Origin of the sequence: [Actinomadura] parvosata subsp. kistnae (assembly GCF_900323885.1) — a bacterium.
Lineage (GTDB): Bacteria > Actinomycetota > Actinomycetes > Streptosporangiales > Streptosporangiaceae > Nonomuraea > Nonomuraea composti.
The window spans coordinates 958191-972960 of record NZ_OOHJ01000022.1 but is presented as its reverse complement, the minus strand read 5'-3'; the positions used below and the strand labels follow the sequence as shown (position 1 = coordinate 972960).

General features: G+C 71.6%; 13 protein-coding genes. 7 read left to right on the top strand and 6 right to left on the bottom strand.

The genetic code is table 11. The features are described from left to right. Positions 1-42: 42 nt before the first annotated feature. Complete coding sequence (locus tag KIS93_RS47110; protein ID WP_155128350.1) at positions 43-837, bottom strand: hypothetical protein; 795 nt, start codon at positions 835-837, stop codon at positions 43-45. A 583-nt stretch (positions 838-1420) separates the two neighbouring features. Between KIS93_RS47110 and KIS93_RS47105 the strand changes: the two genes are divergently transcribed. From KIS93_RS47105 to KIS93_RS47095, 3 genes are all read left to right on the top strand, one after another. Beyond that, positions 1421-1723: a hypothetical protein gene (locus KIS93_RS47105; RefSeq protein ID WP_080041805.1), complete on the top strand. Its 303-nt coding sequence runs from the start codon at positions 1421-1423 to the stop codon at positions 1721-1723. Positions 1724-1892: 169 nt separating this feature from the next. Then, positions 1893-2309 carry a hypothetical protein gene (locus tag KIS93_RS47100; RefSeq protein WP_080041804.1) on the top strand — a complete coding sequence of 139 codons (417 nt, stop codon included), beginning with the start codon at positions 1893-1895 and terminating at the stop codon, positions 2307-2309. Between the two features lie 238 nt (positions 2310-2547). Further along, positions 2548-3678 carry a nitric oxide synthase oxygenase gene (locus KIS93_RS47095; protein ID WP_080041803.1) on the top strand — a complete coding sequence of 377 codons (1131 nt, stop codon included), beginning with the start codon at positions 2548-2550 and terminating at the stop codon, positions 3676-3678. Here the strand turns inward: KIS93_RS47095 and KIS93_RS47090 are convergent. After that, a complete protein-coding gene (locus tag KIS93_RS47090) occupies positions 3650-4405 on the bottom strand; it encodes a tyrosine-protein phosphatase (protein ID WP_080041802.1) in 756 nt (251 codons plus the stop codon). The genes KIS93_RS47095 and KIS93_RS47090 overlap by 29 nt on opposite strands. Positions 4406-4452: 47 nt before the next feature. On the opposite strand from KIS93_RS47090, the gene KIS93_RS47085 reads away from it, so the two are divergent. Further along, on the top strand, positions 4453-5232 hold the full coding sequence (locus KIS93_RS47085) for an enoyl-CoA hydratase-related protein (RefSeq protein ID WP_080041801.1): 780 nt from the start codon (positions 4453-4455) through the stop codon (positions 5230-5232). Positions 5233-5237: 5 nt separating this feature from the next. On the opposite strand, the gene galK is transcribed toward KIS93_RS47085, so the two are convergent. Next, positions 5238-6353, bottom strand: coding sequence for a galactokinase (gene galK, locus KIS93_RS47080; protein ID WP_080041800.1), 1116 nt, complete (start codon positions 6351-6353; stop codon positions 5238-5240). A gap of 43 nt (positions 6354-6396) precedes the next feature. On the opposite strand from galK, the gene KIS93_RS47075 reads away from it, so the two are divergent. Then, on the top strand, positions 6397-7308 hold the full coding sequence (locus KIS93_RS47075) for a 1-aminocyclopropane-1-carboxylate deaminase/D-cysteine desulfhydrase (RefSeq protein WP_080041799.1): 912 nt from the start codon (positions 6397-6399) through the stop codon (positions 7306-7308). On the opposite strand, the gene KIS93_RS47070 is transcribed toward KIS93_RS47075, so the two are convergent. Both KIS93_RS47070 and KIS93_RS47065 read right to left on the bottom strand, forming a co-directional pair. After that, the gene (locus KIS93_RS47070; protein ID WP_080041798.1) at positions 7252-7923 is read right to left on the bottom strand and encodes a DUF6766 family protein; all 672 of its coding nucleotides are present in this window, start codon (positions 7921-7923) and stop codon (positions 7252-7254) included. The genes KIS93_RS47075 and KIS93_RS47070 overlap by 57 nt on opposite strands. A gap of 79 nt (positions 7924-8002) precedes the next feature. Further along, on the bottom strand, positions 8003-8383 hold the full coding sequence (locus KIS93_RS47065; protein WP_155128348.1) for a hypothetical protein: 381 nt from the start codon (positions 8381-8383) through the stop codon (positions 8003-8005). 41 nt (positions 8384-8424) lie between these two features. Here KIS93_RS47065 and KIS93_RS47060 point away from each other — a divergent pair, with 41 nt between their 5' ends. Further along, positions 8425-8928, top strand: coding sequence for a DinB family protein (locus KIS93_RS47060; protein WP_080041796.1), 504 nt, complete (start codon positions 8425-8427; stop codon positions 8926-8928). A gap of 7 nt (positions 8929-8935) precedes the next feature. On the opposite strand, the gene KIS93_RS47055 is transcribed toward KIS93_RS47060, so the two are convergent. After that, on the bottom strand, positions 8936-9493 hold the full coding sequence (locus KIS93_RS47055; protein WP_080041795.1) for a hypothetical protein: 558 nt from the start codon (positions 9491-9493) through the stop codon (positions 8936-8938). A gap of 124 nt (positions 9494-9617) precedes the next feature. On the opposite strand from KIS93_RS47055, the gene KIS93_RS47050 reads away from it, so the two are divergent. Beyond that, positions 9618-14684, top strand: a complete 5067-nt coding sequence (locus tag KIS93_RS47050; RefSeq protein ID WP_080041794.1) for a tetratricopeptide repeat protein — start codon at positions 9618-9620, stop codon at positions 14682-14684. The last annotated feature ends 86 nt before the right edge of the window (positions 14685-14770 follow it).

Here is a 14770-nt window from a genome sequence, read left to right as displayed (position 1 = left end):
GGCAGACGGGCAGGCCAGGAGGGGCATAGGCGACTGGCTGATCTATTCGGTACTTGTCTGCCTCTTTGATAAAAGTCTGTTAATCCAGGAAATTCTTTCAGCGGATGCGGATGGTCGTCTTCCTGAATTGAGTGGTTCGGGAAGGCCAATCACATCGCTGAACGTTACAATACAGTAAGGTTCATCGGCGCTGCGAAATGACGAAATTCGTGCGTTCTGGACAGTTTCCAGCGGACGTCCAAGCATGTCCTTGTAGCGAATAACGACTCTACATTCTATGGAATCAATGACCCTTTGCAGGTCAAGGATATAGAAGGTGGGAAGTCTTGTGAGTTGGCCCTTCGCCCCCGGAGGAATGTGTCGCGAGACACTTGGCAATCTATTTGATCCTTCTGCGAATCGCGGGGAAGAGCGTTGCTCCTTTGTTATGGGGAAACTGTCTGTGCTTATTTCTAACACCTCAGCTTGCCACGTGACCCTCACATCAAATGCGGGACCGTGGCCGTAATTGAATAGTTCTCCGTAATCGCCTTGCGTGACGTTATTGTCGCCCTTTTTCTTTCCTAGGTCAAGAATCTTCGCATCCGCAGGTATTCGCTGGAAGGCGCTCTCTACATAGGTCGGATTCATTCCGCCGATTCGATGGCCGAAGTTGCGCTCATGCAACGGTAATGGTATCCCTCCAGGCTGAAATGCGAGAACTGGAAGAATCTGTATATCTCTATCTCTTTGAACGTCTTGGCGAGTTTTATTGGAGACGTAAAGTGCTGCCAGTACTGCAAGAATGGCACCAACTCCACTTATCGTGTCCCCTATGCTAGCCAGCACATCCAACATCCCATGCCACCTCCTCCGCTCCCCTCTCATGCCTGTCGGATTCTTGCACGAGCCAACAGCTCAGACAGGTTCATTCGCCAGTCTGATTTCGGAGCCCCATCGCGGGAGCTTGATAGCACTGGAGGAACACCATTCGCAGGCTGGCAGCAGGGCCCGGCCTCCGCTTCCACCACAATCCTGGCACTGGGACCCCCACACCGAGGCAGCACTACGCAGCTATCCCGCTGCCCCTTTGGACGCGGCTTGGAAGATCTTCAGCGCCCTGGTTCGCCACCGCCACGAACCCCCAGCATTGCCATCCAGCAGCAACGACAAGGACCCTCCCACTCAGCAGCCGTGATTGGCGCGAGAGCCACAGGGGAGCCAAGTAGGGAGCCATGTCGGGTGAACGAGTCTGAACCCGACTGGACTCGGTTGATCGACCACCAGTACCTCTGAACCCCTTTGAATCGACCAGAACAACAAGAGCCTGGTTCGAGTCCTATCGCGGGAGCTTCTCGCTCAGGCCCTCTCACCGATCACAGGTGGGAGGGCCTGAGTCGTTCCGGGCGCCAGGAGTCGATCGGTGGCGAGGAAGTCGTCCATGGAGGTGAGCGATCTACACTCGCTCACCATGACGCGATGGTCGGATCGTTTGGGTGTCCCGTCTCTGGTCGTTGCATGTCTGGTCCTATTCGTCGGCAACCCGGTCGTCATGGCCCTGGAAGCGCCGATCTGGACGACGGTGGCTGCCGGGGGCGTCGCGATGTTGCTGGCATGGCCTGGGCTGCGCGGAAAGCCCACGACCTCCACCGTGTCCAACCGGAGCAGGTCATTCGCGGGGTTGGTCGTGGGAGCGATCGCGGTCGGCGTCGGCCTGCTGTATCAGGTGGTGGACACGCTCTAGCCATGATCGGCCGCGCCCCTGCCCTGCTGGTGGCCGCCGTCGCCGGTGCCCGTTGCGTCTGACGGCATGACGGCGCGTACCTGAAGGAGGCTTCGGCGCTCTTCAGGTTGGGTTCAGGGGTGGGGAGCGACCCTCGGGGCTGTCGAATCGTCTCGGGGAGGGAGTTCCCATGTTGAAGCGACGCCTCGCGGTCGTCGTCACGTCCGCCGTGCTCGGGCTCGGGGTCATGGCGGGGTCGGCGCTGGCCGACGACGGGCCGGTGCGGGTGCACGGGAGGTCCGGCGACGTCGTGGTGAAGGGGCACGGCGAGGGCGGGTTCCAGGGCCGCAGGCTGACGTGCTGGATGAGCGACGGCAAGGCCGTGACGCTGTCCAGGGCCAAGGTGGCCGAGCTGGTCGACGAGAGGTACATCGAGCCTGAGGAGACCGTCGTCGAGGACGGTGTGGCGGTCGTGCCGGAGGACCGGCTGTCCATCAGCGTCCCGGCCGACAAGCTGCCTCCCGAGGTGGTGAAGCGGAAGCTCGCGGGCAAGCACCGGCATCACAGCCGGGTCGTCGTCCACCTCACCTGCGTCTGGGAGAGGTAGAAGTCATGGCCGCGCCCCCGGGGTTCCCCGGGGGCGCGACCGTGTGTGACGCGATGGTGACGCTTTTGCCGGATCGGCGGACAAAGCGGGCCGGGGTACGGAAAATGGGAACGCCGGTCCGAAGGGCCGGAGCCGCGGGAAGTCATGTCGGCGGCGAGGAGAGGGCGCTGCCACCAGGACGTGCCGCCGACCCGGAATCGGCGGGGCGATCCGACGACGGAGAAGTGCTGGTTGCCGCGTGCGTACCTGGATCAGGAACCTTCGCCCCTTCGACGTGCTCGCCGCCCAGGCGGTGCTGGAGCGCACCACCGACCTGCGGGAGGCCGAACGCTTCATCAGGCTCTTCCACGCCGAGAACCCCTCCGTGCGCGGCCTCAACGCCCGCCTGCGCGACGTCTCCAGGGACGTGGCCCGCTACGGAACCTACACGCACACGTACGAGGAGCTGGAGTTCGGGGCCAGAGTGGCCTGGCGCAACAGCAACCGGTGCATCGGCCGGCTGTACTGGCGCTCGCTGAAGGTGCGCGACCGCAGGCAGGTGAGCACGGCCGAGGGGGTCGCCCTCGAGTGCGTGGCCCACCTGCGGGAGGCCACGGGCAACGGCAAGATCAGGCCCACCGTCACCGTCCTGCCTCCCGACCTGCCCGCCCGGCGCGGGCCCCGGCTGCTGAACGACCAGCTCATCCGGTACGCCGGCTACCGCACCTCCGACGGCGTCGTGGGGGATCCGCGCAACGTCGCGCTCACGGAGACCGCCAGGGCGCTGGGCTGGCGCGGCAGGGGCGGCCGGTTCGACGTGCTGCCGCTGATCATCCAGCCGCCCCTCGGCGACCCGCTCCTGTGCCACGTGCCGGGGGACGCGGTGCTGGAGGTGCCGCTGGCGCATCCCGACTACGGGTGGTTCGAGGAGCTGGGGCTGCGCTGGCACGCCGTGCCGGCCATCTCGGACATGTGCCTGGAGATCGGCGGCATCTGCTACCCCTGCGCGCCCTTCAACGGCTGGTACATGGGCACCGAGATCGGCGCCCGCAACCTCGCCGACGCCGACCGGTACGACCAGCTGCCCGTGGTGGCGCGGCGGCTCGGCCTGGACACCTCCACCGAGCGCACCCTGTGGCGCGACCACGCGCTGGTGGAGCTGAACGTGGCGGTGCTGTACTCGTTCGAGCGGGCGGGCGTCACGATGACGGATCACCACACCGAGTCGCGGCGCTTCCTGACCCACCTGTCGAAGGAGGAGAAGGCGGGGCGGGTGTGCCCGGCGGACTGGTCGTGGATCGTGCCGCCGCTGTCGGGCAGCGCCACGCCCGTCTTCCACCGCTACTACGACACGAGCGTGCTCACCCCGGCCTTCGTCCACCACCGCTGAAGGGCTCACCGGGGGTGCCGTCGTCCGGCTCCGTGAGGCGGTCGCGCAGGGCGGTCAGCTCGGCCGGGGTCAGGCCGGCCGCCGTCAGGTACGCCTCCACGTCGAGCCCCGCCAGGAGCGCCGTGACGACCTCGGCGGTGGTCTTCCCGGCGGCCGTCATGCGGGCCTGCACGCGCAGGCCGTCGTCGGCCTCGCCCAGCAGGGCGTACAAGGGGCTGAGGCGGGTCGCCGACAGCTCGTAGTCGGCCACGATGTCCTCGGGCGCCACCCCGGCCAGCGCGAGCAGCAGGATGGCGACCAGGCCCGTGCGGTCGCGCCCGGCCACGCAGTGCACGAGCACGCCGCCGGGCCGGGCCCGCGCGATGGCGCGCAGCGGCAGCACGCAGGCGTCGGGCCAGTTCTCCATGAACGGGGCCAGGTAGAGCGGCGTGCCGCCGTCCCGCTCGCGGACCGGGTCGGGGCCGCCGCGGCGGTCGAGCGGCACGCTGACCACGGTCATGCCGGGCGGGCGCAGGCCGGGCAACGCGTGGTGCTCGCCGGGGTCGCGCAGGTCGACGATGGTCCGTACGCCGTGGGCCGCCGCCGCCTCCCAGCCCTTGGGGGTGAGCCGGTCGGGCGTGTCGGAGCGCACCACCGCCCCCCACCGGGTCCGCCTCCCGCCGGCGGCGCGCAGGCCGCCGAGATCGCGCACGTTGTGGCAGCCGTCCCAGGACAGGTCCCGTTCCATGCCCTCATCCTTGCCTTCCCCGCCTAGAACATGGTTCTGTTGGGGGCATGGTGGACCTCGTACTCTCGACGCTCGACGACCAGGGCGTGCTCACCCTGACCTTCAACCGGCCCGACACGCTCAACGCGTGGACCGGCGCCATGGGGCGGCGCTACTTCGACCTGCTGGCCGAGGCCGAGCAGAACCCCGCAGTGCGGGCCGTCGTGGTCACGGGCGCGGGCAAGGGCTTCTGCTCGGGGGCCGACTTCAAGACGCTGAACGCCCTCCAGACCGGCTCGTACGACGAGGTGCCCGACCCGCGGCCCAACACCTTCCCCACGACCATCGGCAAGCCGATCATCGCCGCCGTCAACGGGGCCTGCGCGGGGCTCGGCATGGTGCACGCGCTCGTCTGCGACCTCGTCTTCACGGCCGAGCAGGCCAAGTGGACCACCGCCTTCGCGCGCCGCGGGCTGATCGCCGAGTACGGGCTCTCCTGGGTGCTGCCGCGCGTCATGGGCCAGCAGCGGGCCATGGACGTCCTGCTGTCGGGGCGGGTGTTCACGGGGCGGGAGGCGTACGAGATGGGGCTGGCCAACCGGGCGGTGCCGGGCGAGTCGCTGCTGCGCGAGGCCCAGGAGTACGCCGCCGAGCTGGCCTCCCACAGCTCGCCGGCGTCCATGGCGATCATCAAGCGGCAGGTGTGGCACGACTGGGACGCCACGCTGGAGGAGGCCGCCAAGGCCGCCACGCAGGAGATGCTCGCCTCCTTCGGGCGGCCGGACTTCGCGGAGGGCGTCGCCAGCTTCCTGGAGCGCCGCCCGCCGAACTTCCCGCCCCTTCCTTGACGTCCTCAGGCGAGGCGGTGGGCGCCCTGGGCCGGGGTGGCGGGCAGGAAGCGGGGGGCCTTGAAGCCGCGCTCGGCGTAGGCGTTCGACACCGACTCCTTGACGCTCTCCAGGCGCTCCAGCGGCACCAGCGCGATCGCCGAGCCGCCGAAGCCGCCGCCGGTCATGCGGGCGCCGCGGGCCCCGCCCCTGATGCTCGCCTCCACGGCCAGGTCGAGCTCGGGCGAGGAGACCTCGTACAGGTCGCGCAGCGACAGGTGGGAGGCGTTGAGCAGGGCGCCGATCTCGGTGACGGCGCCCGCGCGCAGCAGGCCGACGAGGGCTTCGACGCGGTGGTTCTCCGTCACGATGTGCTCCACGCGCTTGCGCTCGTCGCCCTGGAGCTGGGCGAGCGCGCCGGCCAGGTCCGTGACGTCGCGCAGCGCGGCGACGCCGAGCTTGCGGGCCGCGGACTCGCACTCGGCGCGGCGCTTGGCGTACTCGCCGCCGGCGTGCTCGTGGTGGACCTGCGTGTCGATGATGAGCATGCTCAGGCCGTGGGAGGCCAGGTCGAGCGGGATCGTACGGGAGCCGAGGGAGCGGCAGTCGAGGAAGAGCGCCTTGCCCTCCTCGCAGAGGGCGGAGGCGGCCTGGTCCATGATGCCGCAGGGCATGCCGACGAAGTCGTTCTCGGCCTTCTGGCTGAGCAGGGCCAGCTCCATCGGCGTCATGCCGAGGGCGTGCACGTCGTTGAGCGCGGAGGCGACGGCCACCTCCAGCGCGGCGCTGGAGCTGAGGCCGGCGCCCTGCGGGACGTCGCCGTCGATCGCGATGTCGGCGCCGCGCACCTTGTCGCCGAGCATGTCGAGGACGCCGACGACGTAGCGGGTCCAGCCCTGGGCGTCGGCGTGCGTGGGGATGGTGACCGGCTCGCCGGAGCCGGACTGGAGGGAGAGGAGGCGGATCGTGTCGTCGTCGCGCGGCGTCAGGGCCGCCGTGACGCCCCACGGCACCGCGAACGGCAGGACGAAGCCGTCGTTGTAGTCGGTGTGCTCGCCGATCAGGTTGACCCTGCCGGGAGCCCGCCAGACGGTCTGCGGGGACGCGCCATAGGCGGCACGAAAAGCTTCAACAACGCGCATAACCAAACACTCCTCAACAAAGGCCCGACCGTAGACTAGCGCCATGGACGAGCTCCTGGACCCGCGGCTCGGTCAGGTCCGGGTGTTCCTGGTGCACGACGACAACAAGCCGCGCAAGCTCAAGTACAACCTGGGGCCCGAGCAGGCCGGCCGCCGGGTGCTGGCGTTCGGCGGCGCCCACTCCAACCTCATCAGGGCCGTGGCCGAGGCCGGGGCGCGGCACGGCATCGAGACGATCGGCGTGATCCGGGGCGAGGAGCACCTGCCGCTCAACCCCACGCTCGCCCGCGCGGCGGCCTGCGGCATGACCCTCACCTACCTCGACCGCTCCACCTACCGGCGCAAGCACACCGAAGAGGTGCAGGCGTCGCTGCGGGCGCGCTGGGGGAGCGACGTGGTGATCCTGCCCGAGGGCGGCAGCAACGCGGCGGCCGTGCGCGGCTGCGCGGAGCTGCCCGCCGAGATCGGGCACGACTACGACGTCATCTGCTGCCCCGTGGGCACCGGCGGCACGCTGGCCGGGATCTCCGCGGGGCTGCCCCCGGGGAAGCGGGCGCTCGGGTTCGCGGTGCTGAAGGGGGCCGGGTTCCTGGAGGGGGAGGTGGCCAGGCTGCAGCGGGAGGCGTACGGGCGGACGTGGGACAACTGGTCGATCGACCTCGACCACCACTTCGGCGGGTACGCCAGGACGACCCCCGCACTCGACGCCTTCGCCGCCCGGCACGGCGTGGAGCGGATCTACGTGGCGAAGATGCTGCACGGCATCCTCGACCTCGCCGGCCGGGGCGCCTTCGCCCCCGGCACCCGCGTCGTCGCGGTCGTCACCGGCCGGCCCTTCCCGCCGACCGGAGAGCCGGTCCTCGACCGGGGCCGGCCCGTCCCACCTGCTGCCGACGACTCAGCCCTCGACCCCCGTCGACGAGTGGGCCGCGCCGACGGGCTTCGACTCGGGTGAGCCCCGCTGGCGCAGGTAGATCGCCAGCACCACCATCGACAGCACCGCCAGCAGCTCCGACTGCCAGTTCTGCAGGCTGCGGTTCCAGAACTCGGGCGAGGTGACGTACGCGCCCCACGAGACCGGATCCCGCAGGTCGCCGAGCCGTTCCGCGTTGTACGCCGCCTGCCCCGCCACCGACTGCGCCAGCCACGACAGCAGGAAGATCGCCCCCATCACCAGCCCGAGCGAGTTGCTGAACAGCCACAGCCTGATCCCCTTGACCTTGGCCCAGGCGGGCGAGTCCTCGTCGGCATAGGGACCGATCTGCTGGTCCTCGTCGGACTCGGCCCCGGCCTTGTCCAGCTCCTTCGACTCGGGCGAGCCCTTCTGCACGAGCCAGACGGTGAGCACGATGAACAGGAAGAACTGCAGGTACTCCGACTGCCAGTTCTCCGCCACGTCCACCGCGAACGACGACGAGGTCACGTACTGCAGCAGTGAGACCGGCTCGGAGCCCTCGGCCGCCTGCTGGTCGTTGAACTGCATCATCCCGGCCACGGCCTGCCCGCCCACCGCCAGCAGGAACATGATCAGAAAGGCCAGTGACAGCGAGTTCTCCTTGAGCCACCTCACAGTTTCGACCACCCCATGGCGAAGAACCAGGCCAGGCCGACCACGATCACCAGCATGGTCAGCGTGAACATCACCCGCATCAGTCGTCCACCTCACAGTCGTACGGCAGGTCGCCCATCGGCTCGCAGCCCGCGGCCCTGATCCGCCAGCCGTCGGTGAAGCGGTGCAGGAAGAGCGTGTCGCCGGCCAGCCGTACCTGGGCGTCCTCGCCCCACACGGCCACGGACGTGACCTGGCCGCCCGGTCCGAACCGCAGCTCGCGCAGCGCGTCGGCGCAGCTCTGGCCGGGGTCGGGCAGCTTGTCGGCGGTCTTGCGGGCGAGCATCGCGCACGCCGCCTCCTCCTGGTGCGCGGCGAGCGCGGCGTGGAAGCGCTCGGCCGCGCGCGCGGGCGAGGCCGTGTCCACGGCGCAACCGACAGTAGTCAGAGTCAGCATCAGCACGACGAACGCCATCCTCATGGGCCCCTGCTACCCACAGGAGAATCAGGCATGCTGGTCCGATGCGGAGAACCGACACCCCCACCTCCTGGGACGAGCGCAGCACGCTGACCACCTTCCACGACTACGCGCGCGCCACCGTCGTGGCGAAATGCGAAGGCTTGAGCGACGAGGACGCGAGGCGGGCGCCGCTGGCGACCTCACCGCTGATGACGATCTCCGGCGTGGTGAGCCATCTGCGCTGGAACGAGCACTACTGGTTCGAGGTGATGTTCCTCGGCGGTCCCGACCGGGCCCCGTGGACGGACGAGGACCCCGACGCCGACTTCACCGCGACGCTGGGCGACCCGCTGGCCCGGGTCCTGGAGGACTACCAGGCGCAGTGCCGCAAGGTGGACGAGCTCATCGCGGGCATCCCGCTGGACGAGCGTTCCAAGGGCACCGACAGCCAGGGCAACCACCTCACGCTGAGGTGGGTCATCGGCCACATGACCGAGGAGACCGCCCGCCACAACGGCCACCTCGACATCCTGCGCGAGCTGATCGACGGGACGAAGGGCTTCTAGCCCGCCTCTAGCCCGCTGTGCCGCCGAGCTGGTCGAGCACGGGTGACACCAGCGCGTTCAGCTCGCGGGCCAGCACGGTCACCGCGCGGTGCGCGCTCTGCTCGACCTCCATGTGCGGCCCCTCCGGCTCGGGCGGCAGGTCGTCGAGCGGCAGCGGCGCCTCCACGAGCAGCGAGGCCCGCAGGAACGGCAGCCGGGCGAGGTCCTGCTGGGTCGGCTCGACGTACTGGCCGAAGGTCTCCTGCCAGCCCAGCCAGCCGCGGTCGCGCCACCAGGCGCGCGAGCGGCGCAGCTCCTCCGGCAGCGGGGAGACGATCCTGACCCGCGCGTAGAGGGTGCCGTCCCAGGTGTTGCGGTGGCAGCTCGCCTCCAGGATGCGCCGGTCCCACCGGACGAAGCCGGGGGCCAGCGACGGCGGCGTGGCCAGCTCCCACGCCGTGCAGGCGAACCGGACGGGCGCGATGTCGCCCCACTCGAACTCGTCGAGGTTCTTGCGCACGTGTACGGCATAGCGCCCGTCACGGTCTCTGTCGAACTCCTGATCGATCCAGAACGCCTTGCCCATGGCCTCTACGCTACGGCGCTCCGGCGCTTCCGGGCGGCCGGACCCCCAAGATCTCGGAATGCGCTGTCACGTGGGTGGCAGATCTGTAGCTTTTTCACATTGTTGAGTGACATTGGGGTGAGCGATGGCGTCCGAACAGCTCGACGCGGCCATGGACCATTGGAAAGCGGGAGACCTGGACCGGGCCGCCGCGCTGTTCAGGCAGATCGCGGCCACGGGAGACCCTGAGGCCTCCCACCTGCTGGCCGGGCTGCTGCACGAGCAGGGCGACCTGGAGGGCGCCGAGGCGGCGCACCGGTCGGTGATCCAGTCGGGCGACCCGGTGTTCGGGCAGCGCTCGGCCATCGCCATGGGGATGATGCTGGTCACCGCCGAGGAATGGGCGGCGGCGCACCGGGTGCTGATGATCGCCTCCGACGGCGCCGACTTCGAGGTGGCCGCGCTCGCCGACACGGCGCTCGTGCTGGTGCTGACCCAGCTCGGCGACGCCCAGGGCGCGCAGGAGTCGCTGGAGCGGGCCCGTCGGTGCCACAGCCCCGCCGTCGCCGAGCTGGCCGCCCGGCTGGAGCTGCCCGAGTTCCACCAGGACCCGGCCTCCGCCCGCGACCTCTATGCCGAGGCGGAGGACGAGGACGACTACCGCGCGCTGCTGACCTGCGGCGACCCGGAGATCGTGGCGCTGTCGGCGTTCCGGCTCTACCAGATCCACGCCGAGGAGGGCGACTTCGACGCCGCCCGCGAGGCGTGCGAGCACGCCATCGCCGTCGGCTCGCCCGAGCACCGGGCCATGGCGCACAAGCTGCTCGGCGCGGTGCTGGTGGACCTGGGCGAGTACGCCGAGTCCGCCGCCGCGTACCGGGTGGCCGCCGAGGACCCCAGGCCGGACATCCGGCTGCCCTCGCTCGTCGAGCTGGCCAAGGTGACCGCGCAGCTCGGCGACGACGAGGAGACCAAGGCCATCTTCCACCGCGTGATCGCCAGCGGCCACCGCGAGTACGCCGCCCAGGCCCACGCCTGCCTCGCCCAGATGCACGCCGAGGCCGGCGAGGCCGCCGAGGCGCTGGCGTCGGCGCGCGCCGTGCTGGAGTCCGGCGACGACACGTGGTCCTCCGCCTGCGTCACCCTGCTCGGCCTGCTGCTCGACCAGCACCCCGAGACCAGCCCTGAGGCCGGCGCGGAGACCAGTGCGGGGACCAGTGCGGGGACCAGCCCCGAGACCAGCCCCGAGACCAGCGCAGAGATCCGTGCCGAGATCGTCGAGCTGCTGCGGGCCGCCGCCGGCCACGACGATCAGGACACCGCGTTCAAGGCCACCCTCCTGCTCGACCACGCCGCCAGGCAGCAGCCCCTGGCCGACCCCGTCGAGGAGCAGGCGCTCCAGGACACCGACGACGGCATGGAGGCGCTGCGGGCCGGCGAGCTGGCCACCGCCAGGCGCCTGCTGCGCAGGGCCGCCGACTCCGGCGCGCCCGCCCAGTCGCTGCGCGCCATGGTCGTGCTGGCCAAGCTGGAGCTGGGCGAAGGGGACCGGGAGCAGGCCGACGAGCTGCTGTCGTACGTGGCCGAGGGCGACGACGTGCTCCAGGGCTTCAACGCGGCGTTCCTGCTGCACCTGCTGCGCGCCCCCGGCGACGAGCCGCACCCCGTGCTCGCCGCGATGCTCGACCACCAGCGGCTCGGCAGGGAGGAGGGGCTGGCCCGCTACCAGGAGGCCGCGCGGCACCCCGACCCGGCCGTGTCCGCCATCGGCACCGCCGTGTTCGCGCAGGTGCTGGCCTCCATCGGGTACGACCTGTCCGACGTCTCCGAGATGTTCCTGTCGGCGGCGGGCAGCGGAGACCCGCTGGCGCTGTCGTACACGGCGATGATCTGCAAGGACGTCCTGCCCGACCGGGCCCGCGCGGCCGGGCTGCTGCGGGACGCCCTGGCCGACGGTCATCCGGGGCTGGCCCCCTGGGTGGGGTGGGCGCTGGGCGAGCTGGTCGCCGAGGAGGACCCGGGGGAGGCGCGGGCCGCGTACGAGGCGGCGTTCGCGGCCGGGCACCGGGGGCTGCGGTTCGAGGCGGCGGCCGGGCTGACCGGCGTGTACGAGCGGCAGGGCGACCTGCTCGCCGCCTGCCGCCTGCACGAACGGGTGATCGCCGACGGGGAGCCGGAGCGGGCCGCGCTGCCGCTGGCGTTCAACCGGATCAGGCTGGACGACGTCGCGGGGGCGCGGGCCGCGTTCGAGCTGGGCACCGACGAGCTGTGCGCGTTCGGGCGGCTGGTGCTCGACCGCGACTTCGAGGCGGCGGCGCGGGCGTTCCCCGAGGGGGAGGCGCGGGCGATGGCCGGGCTGCTCGCCATCGAGTGCGCGAACGCCTGGCAGCACACCGGCGTGGTCGAGGCCGCCGACGGGGCGCTCGCGCTGGTGGCCGCCGCCGGCCATCCCGCCCAGCGCCAGCAGGCCGGCTGCCTGCTCGGCGCGCTGCGCGGCGACGCGGGCGACCGGCGCGGGGCGGTCGAGGCGTTCCTGGGGGCGCTGGGCGAGGACGACGACCTGAACGGGGTGGCGCTGCGCTCGGCCGCCGAGATCCTGCGCGAGCTCGGCGAGCACGCGCAGGCGGTGCAGGCGCTGGAACAGGTGCCCGACCCCGACGACAAGGTGGCGCTGATGATGGCCGGCTCGCTGGTGGCGTGCGGCCGCGTGACAGAGGCCGCCGAGCGCCTGACCGCGGCCTTCGGCGCGGCGGACCCCGACGGGCGCGCGGCCGCCCACGAGCGCGCGGGCGGCCCGGATGTGGTGCCGGACGGCGCGGGCGCGGTTCCGGGCGGCGAGGGCGCGTGGCACCTGGCGCGGATGTTGCGCGAGCACGGGGACTCCGAGGCCGCGCTGGCGGTCCTGCGGGAGGCGCGGGGTGAGGTGTCCGGGGCGTCGGAGTGCCTGCTCGGCAGCCTGTTGGCCGAGACCGGCGACCTGGAGGGCGCGCGGGCGGCGTACGAGCGGGCCGCCGCGCTCGACCCGGACGGGGAGCCGGCGATCATGCTGGAGGCGGGCCGCTGCCTGCTGGCGGCCGGCGACACCGAGACCGGCCACTTCGCGCTGGAGCGGGCCGCCGCGCAGGAGGACGACGAGCACGCCGCCGCCGTGGCCCGCCACCTGCTCGGCCGCGCCACCCCCGAGGAGCTGCCGTGGGTGCTGCTGGCGGAGGGCGACCGGCCGGGCGCGCTGGCGGCACTGACCGGCCGGACGGGGTCGGAGCCGCTGGCCGCGCTGCTGCTCGCGCTGCACGACGAGGACGGGCGGGAGGTGCGCCGCCTGCTGCCCGCCCTCGGTCAGGACGAGCGGGCGCGGGCGCTGGACGAGATCCTGGCCGGTGCCCCCAAGGCGAGCGAGTTCTACCGCCTGGTCATCGAGGAGGGCGACCCGGAGCCGGCCGCCGGGGCGGCGATCGACCTCGGCGCGCGCCTGGCGGAGGACGGCGACAACTGCCGCTCGGAGCTGTGCTTCCTGCTCGCCATCGGCCACCCGGCGACGGCGGGCGCGGCCTGGCGCAACATCGCGGTGGTCCGGCACCGCCGCGGCGACCTCGATGGGGCGGTGGAGGCGGCCAGGGCCGGGCTGCCGACGACGGCCGTGCTCGCCGCCGACCTGCTCGCCGAGCGCGGCGACGCCGCCGAGGCGCGGCGGCTGCTGGCCGAGTCGGCCGCGGCGGGCGACCTCGAATGCCTGCGCCGCCTCCTCGTCCATCTGCTGGGCGAGAAGGACCACGCCGCCGCGATCGAGGAGGCGGAGCGCGCGGTGGGCAGCGGCGACCCGGAGACCGTGGCGGTGGGCTACTGGGCGTGGGGCGGCGCCCTGGCCGCGCGGGGTGACCTGCGGGAGGCGGCCGGCATGTACGCCAAGGGGATCGAGGCCGGGCATCGCGAGCTGTCGGCGTCCCTGCGACTGGATCTGGCGGCGGCCCTGCGCGAGCTGGGCGACGCGGCGGGCGCCGAGCGGGAGCTGGACCTGGCGGCGGGCTCGGGCGTGGCGTGGGTGGCGGCGAAGGCGAGCGTGCAGCTCGGCGTCTGGCGGTACGAGGACGGCCGGCCGCTGGCCGCGGCCCGGTCGTTCGCCGCCGCGCTCGGCACCGGCATGGCCGGGACCGCGCTGGACGCCCTGCACGGCATCGCGCAGGAGCTGTGCGACCGGGGCGAGCACGGGCCGGCGCTGGAGGTGCTGGGGCTGATGGGCGAGCACGCCGCCGCCCAGGCGCGCGACCTCGGCGCCCGGTGCACGGACCCGGACGCGGTGCGGCGGTACTTCGAGCTGGCCGGGTCCGACCCGTACACCGAGATCGAGGCGGCCGGGCGGCTGGCGGAGCTGGGGGAGACGGCGGCGGCGCGGGCCACGTACGAGCGGCTGAACGAGCACGAGGACGCCGACGTGCGCTTCGTCGCGGGCGGCAGGCTGCTGGAGCTGCTGGACTCGGCGGGTGACGCCGAGGCGTTCTACGACCTGGCGGAGCGGCGCGCGGGCGACGCGGACAGCCCGGTGCCGGGCGTGTTCGGCGGCCTGCTGGGCATGCTGCAGGAGCGCCAGGGCGACACGGAGACGTCGCTGCGCACGCTGCGGGCGGCGGCCGAGAGCGGCGAGCCGACGACGCTCAGCGTGTACGCGCAGACGCTCGTGGGCGCCGGTCACGTGGAGGAGGGCCGGCAGGTGTACCTGCGGGTGCTGGAGGCGGACGACGGCGATCTCGCGGCCCGGGCCATGATCGCGCTGGGGCAGACGTACCACGAGGAGGACGCGGAGCGGGCGCGCGCCTGGTACCGCAGGGCGGTCGAGGAGGGCGAGGGGCACGTCGGCGCGCTGGCCGCGATGTACCTGGGCGCGCTGGCCAAGCAGGACAGGAACTTCCCGGAGGCGCTCACCTGGTACCAGCGCGTGATCGACGCGGGCGACCCGGAGTCGGGCATGGCGGCGGCGCATCTCGGCGAGCTGTGCTACTGGCTGGGCGACCGCGACGGGGCGCTGCGGTACTACGAGCTGATGCTGGAGCTGACGGAGCGGCCGGAGCTGGTGGCCGAGGCCGCGTTCAGGCTCGGCGAGATCCGGTACGAGCGCGGCGACCTGGAGCTGGCCCGCCGGTTGCTGGCGACGGCCGCCGGGACGGGCGATCCGGCGTTCGCCCCGGAGGCCGAGACGCTGCTGGCCAAGATCGCCTGAAACAGCGGGTTCACCCTCTTCGGGGTGAACTTGCGGTTAATAAATTGACCAGATAATCTCATCGGGTCAAACAAATGGGGTGAGAC